The sequence below is a fragment of the Mesorhizobium sp. WSM4821 genome, assembly GCF_055901555.1.
Window position 1 is genome coordinate 4,789,212 of sequence record NZ_CM148371.1, and the last position, 13,585, is coordinate 4,802,796.

Annotated in this window: 16 protein-coding genes and 1 tRNA gene; 10 read left to right on the top strand and 7 right to left on the bottom strand. The window is 62.6% G+C overall.

What is annotated here, in order from left to right; genetic code table 11:
- Window positions 1-37: 37 nt before the first annotated feature.
- Complete coding sequence (bhcR, locus tag AC0NID_RS23375) at window positions 38-856, top strand: HTH-type transcriptional regulator BhcR (RefSeq protein ID WP_473453250.1); 819 nt, start codon at window positions 38-40, stop codon at window positions 854-856.
- A gap of 106 nt (window positions 857-962) precedes the next feature.
- On the opposite strand, the gene AC0NID_RS23380 is transcribed toward bhcR, so the two are convergent.
- Both AC0NID_RS23380 and AC0NID_RS23385 read right to left on the bottom strand, forming a co-directional pair.
- Entirely contained in the window at window positions 963-1,271 is a 309-nt protein-coding gene (locus AC0NID_RS23380) for a BA14K family protein (protein ID WP_473453248.1), read from the bottom strand.
- A gap of 143 nt (window positions 1,272-1,414) precedes the next feature.
- Entirely contained in the window at window positions 1,415-1,582 is a 168-nt protein-coding gene (locus AC0NID_RS23385; RefSeq protein WP_473453246.1) for a hypothetical protein, read from the bottom strand.
- Between the two features lie 156 nt (window positions 1,583-1,738).
- Here AC0NID_RS23385 and AC0NID_RS23390 point away from each other — a divergent pair.
- Window positions 1,739-1,814 (top strand) — tRNA-Thr (locus AC0NID_RS23390).
- 568 nt (window positions 1,815-2,382) lie between these two features.
- Complete coding sequence (locus AC0NID_RS23395) at window positions 2,383-3,021, top strand: cupin domain-containing protein (protein WP_473453244.1); 639 nt, start codon at window positions 2,383-2,385, stop codon at window positions 3,019-3,021.
- An 85-nt stretch (window positions 3,022-3,106) separates the two neighbouring features.
- Here the strand turns inward: AC0NID_RS23395 and AC0NID_RS23400 are convergent, their stop codons facing one another.
- Window positions 3,107-3,517: a DUF2569 family protein gene (locus AC0NID_RS23400; RefSeq protein WP_474033332.1), complete on the bottom strand. Its 411-nt coding sequence runs from the start codon at window positions 3,515-3,517 to the stop codon at window positions 3,107-3,109.
- Window positions 3,518-3,632: 115 nt separating this feature from the next.
- Window positions 3,633-4,247 carry a TetR/AcrR family transcriptional regulator gene (locus AC0NID_RS23405; RefSeq protein WP_473453242.1) on the bottom strand — a complete coding sequence of 205 codons (615 nt, stop codon included), beginning with the start codon at window positions 4,245-4,247 and terminating at the stop codon, window positions 3,633-3,635.
- Between the two features lie 93 nt (window positions 4,248-4,340).
- Between AC0NID_RS23405 and AC0NID_RS23410 the strand changes: the two genes are divergently transcribed.
- The 5 genes from AC0NID_RS23410 to AC0NID_RS23430 are packed head-to-tail and all read left to right on the top strand — an operon-like array spanning window position 4,341 to window position 8,886.
- A complete protein-coding gene (locus tag AC0NID_RS23410; protein WP_473453240.1) occupies window positions 4,341-5,420 on the top strand; it encodes a polyamine ABC transporter substrate-binding protein in 1,080 nt (359 codons plus the stop codon).
- Between the two features lie 13 nt (window positions 5,421-5,433).
- Window positions 5,434-6,279: an ABC transporter permease gene (locus AC0NID_RS23415; RefSeq protein WP_473453238.1), complete on the top strand. Its 846-nt coding sequence runs from the start codon at window positions 5,434-5,436 to the stop codon at window positions 6,277-6,279.
- Between the two features lies 1 nt (window position 6,280).
- Complete coding sequence (locus tag AC0NID_RS23420; RefSeq protein WP_473453236.1) at window positions 6,281-7,063, top strand: ABC transporter permease; 783 nt, start codon at window positions 6,281-6,283, stop codon at window positions 7,061-7,063.
- Window positions 7,060-8,124 carry an ABC transporter ATP-binding protein gene (locus AC0NID_RS23425; protein WP_473453234.1) on the top strand — a complete coding sequence of 355 codons (1,065 nt, stop codon included), beginning with the start codon at window positions 7,060-7,062 and terminating at the stop codon, window positions 8,122-8,124. The genes AC0NID_RS23420 and AC0NID_RS23425 overlap by 4 nt, the downstream gene beginning before the upstream one ends.
- A gap of 3 nt (window positions 8,125-8,127) precedes the next feature.
- The gene (locus AC0NID_RS23430; protein ID WP_473453232.1) at window positions 8,128-8,886 is read left to right on the top strand and encodes an MBL fold metallo-hydrolase; all 759 of its coding nucleotides are present in this window, start codon (window positions 8,128-8,130) and stop codon (window positions 8,884-8,886) included.
- 42 nt (window positions 8,887-8,928) lie between these two features.
- Here the strand turns inward: AC0NID_RS23430 and AC0NID_RS23435 are convergent, their stop codons facing one another.
- Window positions 8,929-9,078, bottom strand: coding sequence for a hypothetical protein (locus AC0NID_RS23435; RefSeq protein WP_473453230.1), 150 nt, complete (start codon window positions 9,076-9,078; stop codon window positions 8,929-8,931).
- A gap of 274 nt (window positions 9,079-9,352) precedes the next feature.
- On the opposite strand from AC0NID_RS23435, the gene AC0NID_RS23440 reads away from it, so the two are divergent.
- Together AC0NID_RS23440 and AC0NID_RS23445 are read left to right on the top strand one after the other, a co-directional pair.
- Window positions 9,353-10,126 (top strand): NAD kinase, encoded by a 774-nt coding sequence (locus AC0NID_RS23440; RefSeq protein ID WP_473453228.1) that lies wholly within the window; start codon window positions 9,353-9,355, stop codon window positions 10,124-10,126.
- Window positions 10,127-10,317: 191 nt separating this feature from the next.
- Window positions 10,318-11,928, top strand: a complete 1,611-nt coding sequence (locus AC0NID_RS23445; protein ID WP_473453226.1) for a DEAD/DEAH box helicase — start codon at window positions 10,318-10,320, stop codon at window positions 11,926-11,928.
- Between the two features lie 67 nt (window positions 11,929-11,995).
- On the opposite strand, the gene AC0NID_RS23450 is transcribed toward AC0NID_RS23445, so the two are convergent.
- Both AC0NID_RS23450 and AC0NID_RS23455 read right to left on the bottom strand, forming a co-directional pair.
- The gene (locus AC0NID_RS23450) at window positions 11,996-12,604 is read right to left on the bottom strand and encodes a hypothetical protein (protein ID WP_473453224.1); all 609 of its coding nucleotides are present in this window, start codon (window positions 12,602-12,604) and stop codon (window positions 11,996-11,998) included.
- Window positions 12,605-12,842: 238 nt separating this feature from the next.
- A complete protein-coding gene (locus AC0NID_RS23455; protein ID WP_473453222.1) occupies window positions 12,843-13,493 on the bottom strand; it encodes a YiaD family glycine zipper/OmpA-like lipoprotein in 651 nt (216 codons plus the stop codon).
- Between the last annotated feature and the right edge of the window lie 92 nt (window positions 13,494-13,585).

The following is a 13,585-nucleotide window of genomic DNA, read 5'->3' on the forward strand; positions in this document are numbered from 1 at the left end:
TCATTGCAGATTTGGAGAAACCGGCGAGAATGGCACCATGGAAACGACCGAAAAACGCCAGCGCGGACGGCCGCGCGCCTTCCACGGCCCATCCGAGGCCGCCTCGGTGCAGTCGCTCGACCGGGCGCTGCGCATCCTGGCGATCGTCGCCGAGGGCAGCGGCCTGTCGCTGAGCGAGATCGCCGCCCAGAGCGGGCTTGCCGCCTCCACCGCCTACCGCATGCTGACGACGCTGGAAAACCACGGCATGGTCGAGTTCGACGGCACCGACCAGCTCTGGTCGATCGGCGTCGAGACCTATCGCATGGGCGCGGCGTTCCTGCGCCGCCGCAAGCTGGTCGACCGCGCCCGCATCGTCATGCAGGAATTGATGGAGATGACCGGCGAGACCGCCAATCTCGGCGTCGCCGAGGATGATTGCGTCGTCTTCGTCAGCCAGGTCGAGACGCATCAGGCGATCCGCGCCTTCTTCCGGCCGGGAACGCGCAGTTCCTTCCATGCGTCGGGCATCGGCAAGGCGGTGCTGGCACATCTCGAGCCGGAGCGCGTCGGCGCCATCCTGCGCCGGGCCGGGCTGGAGCGCTTCACCGAAAGGACGCTTTCCGACATCTCCGCCCTGGCCCGTGACCTCGTGACGATCAAGCTGCGCGGCTGGTCGGTCGACGACGAGGAGCGGCACCCGGGCATGCGTTGCGTGGCCGCCGCCATCTTCAACGAATTCGGCGAACCGATCGGCGGGGTTTCGGTTTCGGGACCGACGGTTCGGGTGACGCCGGAACGGCTGGCCGAGATCGGCCCGCTGGTGCACGATGCGGCAGCCGAAGTGACGAAGATGATCGGCGGCAGCACGCCCTGAACGCTCCGCGCGGCATGCCCTTCGCCGAGCGACAGTCGATCGCCCTTTCAGACAAAGAAAAAGGGGCTGTGGGGTGCCCCTTCTCCAGTTGCCTGAAACGGTTCTCCTAGAGCCGACAGCGGTGACGGTAGCCGTCGTAGCCGAGATAGGTGTCGGAGTACGGATCGTAGCTCTGATAGCGATCGAGGCAGCGCCGGACATGCCACGAACCGCCGTGTTCCTCGACATAGACGGTGCGCGGCTGGGCGAGCGCGGTGCCGAGCAGGAAACCGCCGACGCCGGCGGCGATGCCGATCCCGAGATGCTTGTTGTGATGGTGCTTGTGATGGGCGGCCGAAGGTTGAACCGTGCCGGCCAGCATGGCGGCGGCGACGGTGGTCGCGATGAGGCCGGAAATGATGGTGCGCTTGAACATGACGATCTCCTTGCTGCGTTGTGAGAGGCGATCCATCCGCCTCTTGACCATCAGTCGTTGCGGCAAGGAAAAAGGTTCGACGATCTTTTGATTTTTTCGAACAGGGAAATCGCGATGCGACAAAGGTCCACCGGCGGCGGGCCTCAGCCCATGCCGGTGATATGGCGCAGCCAGAAGGCGAGCGCGATGAAGCCGATGATGGTGGCGACGCCGGTCCAGTCGACATTGGCGCTCTTCACATCCTTGATAAGCTTCACCAGGAGAATCCAGGCCACGACGACGATCAGGGCAATGACGACAAGTCTGACCATGCGACACCCTCGCCTATGCGATTGCACCTTCGGTCAATATAGGAAGCGAATTGGCCGATTTCAGGATGCCCGCGTCTGCCGCTCCGCGCGTTCGCCGGCAATCGAAACGGAGTTTTGTCTTTACTGGCGCAACAAATATGCTAACCGGAGCGCCGTGCCCTTGTAGCTCAGCTGGTAGAGCAGCGGTTTTGTAAACCGAAGGTCGGCGGTTCGATTCCGTCCGGGGGCACCACCCTCCGCTCTTCGAGCTTCGGGTGGCAGGCCACCTGGGGCTCGTTAGACGAAGGAGTGTCCTCCAAAGCCTTGGCGAAGGGAGACATTCAGTCCCCGCCATTCAATGCCATTCGACTAAAATTCTCCTGTGCATATTAGCAATCACTCAATTTAGCACGCTGACAATGCCCGGGCGGTGGGGCAAACAACAGGTGGTGTGATGCGAAGCGACTTTGCCGCGGCGCGCGAGCTTCTGGAGTGCGCCCAAAATCGGCTCTGCGGCCCGGACGAAACGAGCCTACGCATCAGCGAGGCACTCGACACCCTAATCGAAGAGATAGCCGTAGCGGAATTCCGCAAGGCGCCGTTGACGGTCGTGCCGTTCCCGCGTGCGCGGCCACCCAGGCATGCTCGCTAGAAGGCCGATCGCGCCATATGCTGATGGAAGCCACTGCCTCTCCAGCGTCACCTGGCGCGTATGCGCCTTACGCTTTTTGGAGCACAGGCTAAAATAGACTTCGCGAAAAGCTGCGGCACTGCGATCTTTGCCATTGATGTGCCGGTGTTCTGAGACTGCGAGCGTATCCATGTCACGCTGTGGAGATGTCTACGAGAACAAGGTGACCGGCGAATATGGTGTCATCCTGCGTGGCACCGAAGACCGTGGCCAAGGGCCAGGCATCGTTCATCTGACCGCCCGTCCGGGGGCCGCGGTGGTGGGCGAGCACGTCCATCCGAACATGATTGAACGGTTTACCGTCGTCAGCGGCCGGCTCGATGCCTGCATCGCCGGGAAGGCCTTCTCTCTGGAGCCTGGCCAATCCGCCACGGTCGAGGCAGGCGTTGCGCATGATTGGTGGAACAACAGCAAGACCGCTGAAGCGCAGGTCCTGATCGAAATCGAACGGGCGAACGGTGCGGACCACATTGACCCGAACCGTTTCGAGCTACTGATCGGTATGCTCTTCGGGTTGGCCAATGCTGGCAAGGTCGACCGGAAAGGCAGACCTTCGCCGCTTCAGGCGGCAGTCATCGCCAAGGAATTTGCCGACGTCATCGTCTTCACCCGGCCGTCACCCGCGATTCAGCGGGTGGCACTGGGAATCCTGGTGCCGCTCGCCAATCTGCTTGGCTATCGGGCGATCGACCCCAGCTACTGCAGACCGCATGCACATATCACGCCGGCCCCCGAAATCCTCGCTCTGGCAGGTCTTCCGGCTCGCTGATTTCGATGTCGCGGCCGACTATCCACGAGAGGCGAATAGCTCCTCAAAATCTTCCGGGGTGGATGCCAATTCGCCAGCGCGCCTATTACGCACTCGCGATTTGACCTGCTGCGTCCATCCTGATCGTGTTCCTCACCCTGACTGACTTATAGACATAAGCGACCCAGATACCCGTCAGAACAAAAGAGACGACGGGAGTGACCAGCACATTTCCAGTAAGCAGCTGGTTTACCGGGATGCCAAGAACTGCTGAAATCCACGCCGCATCCAAGAGAAACACCGTAGCCAGCGCAATCCACTGGAATAGAAACAACTGCTTGAAGCGCTGGCTTCGCCGCAGCATGGCGATGAACACAACCACCTGAAGCGCGAAGAACGCCAGCGACAGGGCAGCCTCGCCGTAGACCGCCGCCAAGAGCCCGTTTGGGAGTGTCATGAGTTGGCGGTAGGCTTCACCTGATGTGCCCAACTCGATGAGCGTGCGTAACGGCGCCAAAGCCTGCCCGATCGCAAGCAGCCGTTTTATAACACCTCAAGGGGGAATTCACGCGACCCGGTTCCTTTGATCAAAAAATCTGTTTCTCCCGATTATCCTGACAGGGTTACCCGCTTCACACCGCAATCGCCGCCACCAGAATCCGGTTCTGCCGGCGTAACGCCGCGCGCAGTTCCGCGATCCTCGCTTCGTCGCGCTTCACGAACTCGATGAACATCATGTTCATGTTGTTGAATACCAATTCACCGAGGGCCTGCCCGTCGATATCGCGGCGCACCAGGCCGAGCGCCTGCAGCCTCGCGATCAGCGCGCGGATCTGCTCGGTCAGCGCCCGGTCGAGCGCGGTATAGGCCTGGCCGAACGGGCTGTCAGGCAGTTGCGTCGAGATCGCCATCGCCTGCCGCCACATCTCCTTGCTGAGATAGTGGAGCGAATGCTCGATATAGATGCCGATCAGCGTGTCGAGCGCATCGCCGACATTGGCCGGCGGGTTGGCGACGACGCCCTGCCCCGCATTGAGCACCTCGTTGACCTCCATCGAAACGATGGCGCCGAGGATATCGCCCTTGTTCTGGTAGTAATTGTAGATCGTGCCGATCGAGACTTCGGCCTGAGCGGCGATCGTTTCGATCTTGGCGCCTTCATAGCCGGCGTCGTGGAAAAGCTCCGCCGCCGCCTCGATGATGCGGCGGTGCCGGTCCGCTTTTTGCCGTGCCCGCAATCCACTCATGAAACGCTATCTGGCATAAAAACAGAATTGACTCAATTTTAGAATTGGTTCAATTTTTTCCCAGAAGCCAAAAAAGGCAAGGGAGAACACTCGATGTCCATCAATCCTAACAATCCACTTTCCATTCTGAAGAGCCATCTCCGCGCCGCGTGTGCTGCGGCAGCGCTGCTGCTGGCGACGGGCGCCCAGGCTGCGGATCTCAACGCCCTGATCTGGTGCGATCACGCCGACCCGGCGCTGCTGCAGCCCTTCGAAGAGGCCAATGGCATCAAGGTCAATGTCAAGGAGTTCGAGGGCACCGGCGCCGGGCTGGCGATCGTCGAGCAGTCGCAGCCCGGCGACTGGGATGTGATGGTGATCGACAGCATCGACATACCGCGAGGCGTCGAAAAAGGCCTGTTCGAGCCGCTGCCGGAAGACAAACTGCCCTTCGCCGACCTCTTCCCCCAGGTGAAGATGGACAGTTCCACCGTCGTCGACGGCAAGCGCTACGGCATCACTGAAAAATTCGGCTACAACACGATCGGCTACAACAAGACCAAGGTCGATCCGGCCGACATGCAGTCGATGGCAGCACTCACCGGCGACAAATCCAAGGGCAAGATCGCCATCTACGACTATTACCTGCCGGTCATCGGCATGGCCGCGCTTGCGATCGGCAAGAAGACGGCGGAGCTGACCGAAGCCGACCTTCCCGCCATCAAGGCCGAATTGTTGAAGATGAAGGCCAATGCCAAGCTGGTCGGCGAAGTGACCGCCAGCCAGACCGCGCTGGCGACCGGCGAGGTCGATATCCTGGTCGGCGGCGGCGAGTGGGTGACGGCCGGGCTGGCCAAGGAGAACCCTGCCCTGGACTTCTCGATCCCGAAAGAAGGTGCTGTTCTGTGGTCGCAGTCGCTCGCCATGTTCAAGGATTCAGGGAATAAGGACATGGCGCTGAAGTTCATCCAATACATTATGAGCCCCGAGGGCCAGGCGCGGCTCGCCACCTCGTCCTGCTATTGGGGCATGCCGGCGAATGCCAAGGCGGCGCTTAGCGACGAGCAGAAGAAGATCCTGCGCTTCGACGAGCAGCCGGATTTCCTCGCCCGCGCCCAGTCCTATCCGGCGCCGAACGCCGATCTCGACAAGAAGATGCAGGACGTCTGGACCGAAATGCTGCAGGCGCAGTGACCGGCTCCCTGTTGTGAGCGCTGCCGCAAACTATGGGCGTGCCCTGCCTTGGGCGCTGGTCACGCCGGCGCTCGGCTGGACGCTGCTGTTCTTCGTGCTGCCTTTCCTGGCCATGGGATTTTCCAGCCTGACGGCGCATGACGGAAGTGGCTTCACGCTGTCCAACTACAGCCAGTTTTTTGCCAATCCGGCCTACTGGCAGGCGATGGTGAACTCGCTGCAGGTCACCGCCATCGTGACATTGGTCTCGGTGCTGCTCGCCTACCCCTTCGCCTGGGTCCTGGCCGAACAGGTGCCGGAACGCTGGCAGCGGCTGGCGTTGATGCTGGCGGTGCTGCCGTTCTGGACGTCTTATGTCGTGCGCTCCTATTCCTGGTTACTGGTGCTGGCGCAGAACGGCGTGATCAACCGCGCGCTCACCGGCTCCGGCCTGTTCACCGAACCGGTGCAACTGGCCAACACACGGCTGGCCACGATCACCGGCTTCGTGCATTTCTTCGTCATGCTTTTGACGCTGACGATCTTCGCCAATCTGAAGCAGCTCAGCCCCAGTTACCGCAAAGCCGCCGCCGATCTCGGCGCCGGGCCGGTGCGCACGTTCCTGCATGTCGTCCTGCCGCTGACACTGCCAGGGATCATGGTCGGCGCTTTCCTCACCTTCGTGCTGTGCATCGGCGACTACATCACGCCGCAGATCCTCGGTGGCAACAACGAGCTCTTGATGCCGCAACTGGTGATGATGCAGATCGGCCGGCGCGGCGATTTTCCGCTCGCCTCGGCGCTGTCGATCATCCTGATGGCAGTCGTCACCGTTGCCTATCTCGCCTGTGCTCGCTGGTTGAAGATCGAGCGGGCCTGAGATGCGCGCCCTTGTCCGTATCGCTTCCTGGCTCTACGCGCTTACCGTCTACGGCTTCATTTTCCTGCCTGTGGTCGTGCTGGTGCTGTTTTCGCTGCAGGCGACGTCGTTTCCTATCCCGCCCTTCACCGGCCCCTCGCTGCGCTGGTACGACGCGGTGCTTTCCGACACGCGGTTGACCTCGGCATTGATCAACTCACTTTTCGTCGCCGTGCTCTCTTCGCTTGCCGCCGTCACGCTCGGCTTCCTTTCCGCCTGGGGTTTTGCGCGGTTCACCTTGCCCAGCTCGGCGCTGCTGCGCGGGCTCATCACGCTGCCGCTGACGGTGAGCTATCTCATCATCGGCATGGGGCTCTTGGTGCTGTTCAACTGGGCTGGCGTGCCAAAATCGCTGCTGGCTGCCGGCATCGGCCACGTGGTGATCAACCTGCCGCTCTGCTTTGCCATCATCTACAGCCAGATGGGCGACCACCAGATCAACATCGAGCGCGCCGCGCGCGACCTCGGCGCGCCGGAATGGAAGGTGGTGCTGCTGATCACCGTGCCGGTCATGGCGCCGGCGATCTTCGCCGGTTTCTTCCTGTCGATGACCTTCTCCTGGGACGAGTTCGTGATCTCGTTCCTGCTGACCCGCTTCGACACGACGCTGCCGGTCGAGATCTGGAATCTCCTCCGCTCCGGCCTCAATCCCAAGACCAACGCGGTCGGCTCGCTGGTCTTCGCCGTCTCCATCGTGCTGGTGGTGTTGTTCGAATTGATGCTGTTGCGGAGGAAGCCGGCATGACCGCCCCGCTGGTCGATATAAGCTCTGTCTCGCACCGCTTCGGCCAGCATACCGTGCTGAAGAACGTGTCGCTGCAAATCGAGCCGGGCAGCTACACGATCCTGCTCGGCCCGTCGGGCTCGGGCAAGACGACGCTTTTGTCCATTCTCGGCGGCTTCGTCACGCCGAGCGAAGGTAAGGTGCTGATCCGCGGCGTGGACTGCACCACGGTACCGCCGGCGAAGCGCCCGACGACCACGGTGTTCCAGGACTACGCGCTGTTCCCGCATATGAGCGTCGGCGGCAATGTCGGATTCGGCCTGCGAATGCAAGGCGTCGATGCAGCGACACGGGCAGCAAAGGCGCGCGAGGCGCTGGCGCTGGTCAGTCTGGCCGACGCCTTCGACAAGAAGCCGCACCAGCTTTCCGGCGGCCAGCGACAGCGTGTGGCACTGGCGCGCGCCCTTGTCGTCGAGCCGGCGGTGCTTTTGCTGGACGAGCCGCTCGGCGCGCTCGATCTCAAATTGCGCCGGCAGATGCAGGACGAGCTGAAGGCGATCCAGAAGCGCGTCGGCACCGCCTTCATCCACGTCACTCATGACCAGGAAGAGGCGATGGCGCTGGCTGACCATTGCGTGGTGATGAATGACGGGCGCATCGAGGACGAAGGGCCGCCCGAGCGGGTCTATGCGCGGCCGGCGACGCGCTTTTCCGCGACCTTCATGGGCGAAAGCACGCTGATGTCGGGAACGGTGACGGCGGTGAAGGACGGAGCAATCACTGTCGCGACGCAGACCGGATCGTTCTCGCTGCCCGGCAAATTGCCGACTGGGACGGCTGTCGCCCTTGCAGTCCGTCCGGAGCACCTGGTCCTCGGCCCGGCCGGCGGCGCTGTAAGGCTGGGCACGGCCAAGGTGAGCGGCGTTGTGTTCCAAGGCAGCTTCAAGCGGGTGCTTGCTGCCTCCGAGCAGGACCCGGCGCTGCACGTCATCGCCAGGATCCCCGCTGCGGCGTCCGTCCAGCCGGGCGACATCGTTGCGGTTTCGTGCGAGGCTGGCGACGTCATTCTTCTGACGGGTTGAGCCATGGGCATGCTTGCGGTCATCGACGCTCCGAATTGGTATGAGACCATCCGCATGGGCGATGGCGTGACGCTGATCCACGAGCCGTGGATCAAGCCGTTCTTCCGCTGCAACATCTGGCATGTGCGCGGCCGCGACCGCGACCTTCTGTTCGATACCGGCCTCGGCCATTTCAGCCTGCGGCGCCACGTGCCGCTGGTGACGGAGCGAAAGCTCACCTGCGTGGCGAGCCACACGCATTTCGACCATATCGGCTGCCATCACGAATTTCCGGATCGCTGCGTGCACCCGGCCGAAGCGGAGATCCTCTCCAATCCGCGCAATGAATGGACGGTTGCCGACCGCTATGCCACCGACGCGATGTTCGATGGCATGCCGGCAGGCTGGGATTCAACGCGCTACCGGATCCTGCCGGCGCCGGCCGATCGCCTGCTCGGACAGGGCGACGTCGTCGATCTCGGCGACCGTGGATTCGAGGTGATCCACACGCCGGGTCATTCGCCCGGCGGCATCGCGCTCTACGAGAAGAAGACCGGCATCCTGCTTTCCGGCGACATCGTCTATGACGGCCCGCTGATCGACGACGTCTATCATTCAGTCGTCGACGACTACGTCGAAACGCTGCTGCGGATGCGGAAACTCGATGTCGCGGTCGTGCATGGCGGCCACTTCCCGAGCTTCGGCAAGGTGCGCTACCGCCAGCTAATCGAGGAATATCTCGAGCAAAGCCGGCGGGCCGGCTGCCATCTGCAGGTGCGATAGACCCGGCTTCCTTGTCGCGGGAAGTCCCGGTGCTTGGCGAACTCACAATGCCCTTTGCGGGCACGGCGTGCCCGCGGCATCGCCGCAGCGTGAGGCCGTGGGCTGGGGTCTCAAACTCGTCTCTTCGGACTGGCGCACCAGTTGGGCAAAGGCGAGAGCAAAACTTCCCAGCATCAGGACGACGATGATCATGCGTGTTACCGGCAACAGATCGGTCCGACTGGCTAGCCCCCACGCCGCCCATCTCCTGCCGGCTAACATGATCGATCCGGCTTTACGAGAGTTTAACCTCAGTCTTAACCATCACATTCGCTTGTCGCCCGACACGATGCGCGAGCGCTTGACCGGTGCTCTTCCCGGCGCTGTGTCGAGGGCCCTCCCTTTGCAGATTTGCCCGCCCATGATAACCCGGCGCTGGCGCGGCCCAAGCAACCGGTCGCCATCAACCGGTCGCCATCGGGGAACCATGAGCAAAGCCGCCAGCCGTTTCGCCTTCGTCTCGTCCGATACCGCCGACGCCAAGGCGGCGCTGCAGAGTCTGTCCACACGCTATGGCCAGGCACCCATCGAGGATGCAGAGATCGTCGTTGCGCTGGGCGGCGACGGCTTCCTGTTGCAGACCTTGCGCGACACGATGAGCACGGGAAAAAAGGTCTACGGCATGAACCGTGGCACCATCGGCTTCCTGATGAACGAGTACCGCGCCAGCGGCCTGGCGGAGCGCGTCGCGGCCGCGGTTGCCGAAACGATCCGTCCGCTGGAGATGCTGGCGGTGACGCATGAAGGCGAGACTGTCTTGGCGCTGGCAATCAACGAGGTTGCGCTGTGGCGCCAGTCCTACCAGACGGCCAAGATCCGCATCACCGTGGACGGGCAGGAGCGGCTGGAGGAATTGAACTGCGACGGTGTGATGATCGCGACGCCGGCCGGCTCGACCGCCTACAATCTGTCCGCGCATGGGCCGATCCTGCCGCTCGACGCGCCGCTGCTGGCGCTGACCCCAGTCAGCCCGTTCCGCCCGCGCCGCTGGCGCGGCGCGCTGCTCTCCAACAAGGCAACCGTTCGTTTCGATATTCTGGAGCCGGAAAAGCGGCCGGTGAACGCCGCCGCCGACCACACCGAGGTGAAGGCTGTAGCCTCGGTGACGGTGCGGGAATCGCCAACGGCGACGGCGACGCTGCTGTTCGATCCCAACCATTCGTGGAACGAGCGCATTCTCGCCGAACAGTTCCGCTATTGAGCCGGCGCAGCGACAGGCGCCTGCATTAAGCATCGCGATTAAGGTTACAACTTCACAATCATAGCATTCCCCGCCCGTTTCTGTTGACAAATCGTGGGCTTGCGCCTACCTGCAATACCAATCTTGCAGGCGCGCGGCGCTTGCCGCGACTGCTTACGTTGCGCCCCCGAACCAGCCAAAGACAGCCAAACTTGTCCTCAGACACCCAGATCGCTCAAGAAGCGTTGACCTTCGCAGACCTCGGCCTGTCGCCGAAGGTCCTTTCCGCAGTTACCGACGCCGGCTACACCGAGCCGACGCCGATCCAGGCCGGCGCAATACCGCACGCCTTGCTCGGCAAGGACGTGCTGGGCATCGCCCAGACCGGCACCGGCAAGACGGCCTCGTTCGTGCTGCCGATGCTCACCCGGCTCGAAAAGGGCCGGGCCCGTGCCCGTATGCCGCGCACGCTGATACTGGAGCCGACGCGCGAGCTTGCCGCGCAGGTCGAGGAAAACTTCGTCAAATACGGCAAGAACCACAAGCTCAACATCGCGCTGTTGATCGGCGGCGTGTCCTTCGACGAGCAGGACAAGAAGCTGGAGCGCGGCGCCGACGTGCTGATCGCGACGCCGGGCCGCCTGCTCGATCACCGCGAGCGCGGAAAACTGCTGCTCAACGGCGTCGAGATCCTCGTCATCGATGAGGCCGACCGCATGCTCGACATGGGCTTCATTCCCGACATCGAGCGCATCTGCGAAATGATCCCGTTCACGAGGCAGACGCTGTTCTTCTCGGCGACGATGCCGCCGGAGATCACCAAGCTCACCGAGAAGTTCCTGCACGCGCCAGTGCGCGTCGAGGTTTCGAAGGCCGCGTCCGCCGCCACCAACATCATCCAGCGGCTGGTGAAATCCGGCTCGAAACCCTGGGACAAGCGCGAGACGCTGCGCAATCTGATAAAGGCGGAGGATGCGGAGCTGAAGAACGCCATCATCTTCTGCAACCGCAAGATCGAAGTCTCCGAGCTTTTCCGCTCACTGCTGAAATACGATTTCGACGCCGGCGCGTTGCACGGCGACATGGATCAGCGCGCGCGCATGCAGATGCTGGCCAATTTCCGTGACGGCAAACTGCGCTACCTCGTTGCTTCGGACGTCGCCGCGCGCGGCCTCGACATCCCCGATGTCAGCCACGTCTTCAACTACGACGTACCCATCCATGCCGAGGACTATGTCCATCGTATCGGCCGCACCGGACGCGCCGGACGCTCAGGCAAATCCTTCACCATCGCGACCAAGTCCGACACGAAATACATCGACGCGATCGAACGGCTGATCGGCACCAGAATCGAGTGGCATGACGGCGATCTGTCGACGGTCGTCGCCAGCGAGGGCGCGGAGGACGATGCTCCCCGCCGTGGCCGCGGCGCCCCCCGTCGCGCCGGCCGCAAGGACGATGACCGCAAGGATAGGAGCGAACGCAAACCACGCGAACGCCGCGCCAGGCAGAGCGAAGATGCGGCTCCGGATGTGGCGCGCGAGGAACAGCCAATGGCGGCCGAGACCGCGGTCGCCGATATTGGTGAGCGGCGCGCGCGCAAGGAAGCGATCCGTTCGGAAAACACCGAGCGCCAAGCTTCACCCGAACGTAAGGCTTCGCCCGATCGCAATCGCAACGAACCGCGTGCGCCGGAACGTGGCGACACCAGGCCGCAGCGCGACGGCAACCGCCCTGCCCGCCAGCGCCAGGAAGACAATGACGCGACCGTCGGCTTCGGCGACGACATGCCCGCCTTCATGCGGATCGTCGCCAAGGTCTGATAAGTCGATCGAGGTTCGTGCGTCCCGGCGCGCCCGGCGGGCGCGCCACACCGCAACCGGATCGCCGTTACATCGGTCCCGGCATCATCTTGGTCGGTTTCTCCAGCATCGGGAACTCGGCATTGCTGCATTCCACGTTCGGGTTCGTTGGGCTGAACATGCCGTTCGGGTTGTCCTTGAACAGCCAGGCATGAAGATCGTAGTGGACGAACTCCTTCGGGATAAGGGGATAGTGCCCCTCCATCGGTCCCTGGAAGGTTTGGCCAAAGAGCTTCGGAGGTTCCTTGGTGTCTGGCGTCAGAGGTACCAGCCATTCCACGGCCACCAAGCGCAAGCCTTCCTTGGTCGGTTCGTAGATCAACACGTTTGGACGCATCGGGTCGAGTTTCTGGCCGACGCTGGGGACATTGACGAAATGGATGCCCATGGCGCCCTTCGGGTAATCCATCGCGCCGGGTATTTTTTCTCCGGTGTAGTGGACGCAGCCAACGGTCGATAGATAGAGGTCGCGAACGGCGGCTGTATAGTCCTGATACTTGTCGAGTGATTTGCGCAAGGCATCGATATCGGCCTTGTTGGCGTCCTCGGCCTGGGCCGTGGCCATGCCAAGCCATGCGCCAATGACACCTGTCAAAACGAGGACGCCGCAACGCCCAAGGCGAGCTATTCTTGTCATGCATTCCTCCCAGATTTTCTGATCTGGCCGTGCAAGACCGAGGCGTCAAAGATATTGATTGCGCGGCCGTTAGTACCGCCTCATCCCCGCTGGAACGGCGTCGACGCTATTCCTTTCCCCGGCTCCGGGAAAGCTATTCGTTAGAATTACCTAATACTCCAAGGGCTGTTGGATTGGACTGAAGGGCTGAAACAAAAACGGCCCCGCAGGGCCGTTTTATACGTTTCGTGTCGAATGCTCAGGTGAGCGGTGAAAGCTGGATCTCGACGCGGCGGTTTTGGGCGCGGCCGTCGGACGTCGCGTTGGAGGCTATTGGACGTGTTTCGCCGAAGCCGGTGACGGCAAAGCGGCGGGTATCGACGCCCTGCCCCGACAGATAGTTGGCGACCGCCAGCGCGCGGCGCTGCGACAGGTCGAAATTGTGTTGGTCGCCACCAGTCGAATCGGTGTGGCCGAACACATCGACCGTGGTCTGCCGGAACTTGTTCAGCACAAGTGCGACCGAATTCAGCACCGGATAGAAGCCCGGCTTCACCGCGTCCTGGTCGATGTTGAAGGTGATGTCGGACGGCATGTTGAGGATTATCTGGTCGCCGGTGCGGGTGACGCTGACGCCGGTGCCCTGAAGCTGCCGGCGCAGTTCGGCTTCGTTCTGGTCCATATGGGCGCCGATGGCGCCGCCGGCGAGCGCGCCGACGCCAGCGCCGATCAGTGCATTCCGGCGATCGTTGCCGCCGGCGAGCAGGCCGAGCCCCGCACCCGCCAGCGCGCCGAGGCCGGCGCCGGCGGCAGTGTTGGAAACCTTCTGCTCTCCGGTATACGGATCGGTGGTGGTGCAGGCGCTCACGAGTACAGCCGTCGCCACGACGACGAGCACAGTCTTTTTCATTCGGTAGTCCCTCTCCAAACCGCGGTCGCGCCGACGGCGCGCCATATCAGCCCTTCCAGGCTCGTTGTAACATGAAATGCGGCGAAAAACGG

Excerpts from the sequence above, each read along its gene's own strand:
- bhcR (WP_473453250.1), top strand. The coding sequence starts at position 38 with ATGGAAACGACCGAAAAACGCCAGCGCGGACGGCCGCGCGCCTTCCAC.
- AC0NID_RS23380 (WP_473453248.1), bottom strand. The coding sequence starts at position 1,271 with ATGTTCAAGCGCACCATCATTTCCGGCCTCATCGCGACCACCGTCGCC.
- AC0NID_RS23385 (WP_473453246.1), bottom strand. The coding sequence starts at position 1,582 with ATGGTCAGACTTGTCGTCATTGCCCTGATCGTCGTCGTGGCCTGGATT.
- AC0NID_RS23395 (WP_473453244.1), top strand. The coding sequence starts at position 2,383 with ATGTCACGCTGTGGAGATGTCTACGAGAACAAGGTGACCGGCGAATAT.
- AC0NID_RS23405 (WP_473453242.1), bottom strand. The coding sequence starts at position 4,247 with ATGAGTGGATTGCGGGCACGGCAAAAAGCGGACCGGCACCGCCGCATC.
- AC0NID_RS23410 (WP_473453240.1), top strand. The coding sequence starts at position 4,341 with ATGTCCATCAATCCTAACAATCCACTTTCCATTCTGAAGAGCCATCTC.
- AC0NID_RS23420 (WP_473453236.1), top strand. The coding sequence starts at position 6,281 with ATGCGCGCCCTTGTCCGTATCGCTTCCTGGCTCTACGCGCTTACCGTC.
- AC0NID_RS23425 (WP_473453234.1), top strand. The coding sequence starts at position 7,060 with ATGACCGCCCCGCTGGTCGATATAAGCTCTGTCTCGCACCGCTTCGGC.
- AC0NID_RS23430 (WP_473453232.1), top strand. The coding sequence starts at position 8,128 with ATGGGCATGCTTGCGGTCATCGACGCTCCGAATTGGTATGAGACCATC.
- AC0NID_RS23435 (WP_473453230.1), bottom strand. The coding sequence starts at position 9,078 with ATGATCATCGTCGTCCTGATGCTGGGAAGTTTTGCTCTCGCCTTTGCC.
- AC0NID_RS23440 (WP_473453228.1), top strand. The coding sequence starts at position 9,353 with ATGAGCAAAGCCGCCAGCCGTTTCGCCTTCGTCTCGTCCGATACCGCC.
- AC0NID_RS23450 (WP_473453224.1), bottom strand. The coding sequence starts at position 12,604 with ATGACAAGAATAGCTCGCCTTGGGCGTTGCGGCGTCCTCGTTTTGACA.
- AC0NID_RS23455 (WP_473453222.1), bottom strand. The coding sequence starts at position 13,493 with ATGAAAAAGACTGTGCTCGTCGTCGTGGCGACGGCTGTACTCGTGAGC.